The sequence below is a fragment of the Rhodococcus sp. 06-1474-1B genome (genome assembly GCF_002258885.1).
GTDB lineage: Bacteria > Actinomycetota > Actinomycetes > Mycobacteriales > Mycobacteriaceae > Rhodococcoides > Rhodococcoides fascians.
This window is the reverse complement of the sequence record NZ_NOYR01000030.1, coordinates 2,547-3,804: the sequence shown is the minus strand read 5'-3', so window position 1 is coordinate 3,804 and position 1,258 is coordinate 2,547. Positions and strand designations below refer to the sequence as shown.

Annotated in this window: 1 protein-coding gene; it reads right to left on the bottom strand. The window is 66.5% G+C overall.

The features are described from left to right. On the bottom strand, positions 1-1,258 hold a 1,258-nt coding region (locus tag CH266_RS17915; RefSeq protein ID WP_094715863.1), incomplete at both ends, for an ATP-binding protein.

The following is a 1,258-nucleotide window of genomic DNA, read 5'->3' as shown; positions in this document are numbered from 1 at the left end:
ACTTGATTTCTGCGAGGACGGTGCCTTGGGTGATGGCGTCGCCTGCGGTGACGCTCAGGCCGGTGATGGTGCCTGCTTTGTGGGCGGTGACGGGGTTTTCCATTTTCATCGCTTCCAGGACAGCGACGAGGTCCCCGACCTCGACTTCCTGGCCTTCGTCGACGGCGACTTTGACCACAGTGCCCTGCATCGGTGCGGTCACCGAGTCACCGGAGGCTGCGCCTGCTCCGGCACCACCACGGGTGCGGGCCTTGGGCTTACGCCGCACCGCACCGGCATTCCCGCCGCTACCACCGCCGAGGGTGAACTCGCCCGGCAGCGAGACCTCGACGCGTCGGCCCCCGACCTCGACGATGACGGACTGCCGCGGCAGGGCCTCGTCGTCGTCGATCGGTTGCCCGGCGGTGAACGGGGGAACCTGGTTGTCCCATTCGGTTTCGATCCACCGGGTGTGCACGGAGAAGGAGTCACCGTCACCGATGAACGCCGGATCGGAGACCACCGCCGCGTGGAACGGGATCACCGTCGCCAACCCGTCGACGGTGAATTCGGCCAACGCGCGACGCGAACGGGCGAGGGCTTCCTCGCGGGTGGCTCCGGTGACGATCAGTTTGGCGAGCATCGAATCGAACTGGCCCCCGATCACACTGCCGGATTCGACACCGGAATCGACGCGGACACCCGGACCGGAGGGGGCGGTGAAGGTGGTGACCGGTCCGGGGGCGGGCAGGAACCCACGCCCGGCGTCTTCACCGTTGATCCGGAACTCGAACGAATGCCCCCGCGGTTCGGGGTCTTCGGTGATCGTCAGTTCTTCGCCGTTGGCGATGCGGAACTGCTGCAGCACCAGGTCGATGCCGGAGGTTTCCTCGGTGACGGGGTGCTCGACCTGCAGCCGGGTGTTGACCTCCAGGAAGCTGACGAGGCCGTCTTGGCCGACGAGATATTCGACGGTCCCGGCACCGTAGTAGCCGGCTTCGAGGCAGATCGCTTTGGCGCTGGAGTGGATTTCTTTGCGTTGGGCGTCGGTGAGGAACGGGGCGGGGGCTTCTTCGACGAGTTTCTGGAAGCGGCGTTGCAGGGAGCAGTCGCGGGTGCCGGCGACGATGACGTTGCCGTGTTGGTCGGCGATGACCTGGGCTTCGACGTGGCGTGGTTTGTCGAGGTAGCGTTCGACGAAGCATTCCCCGCGCCCGAATGCGGCGACGGCTTCGCGGGTGGCGGAGTCGAACAGTTCGGGGATTTCCTCGCGGGTGCG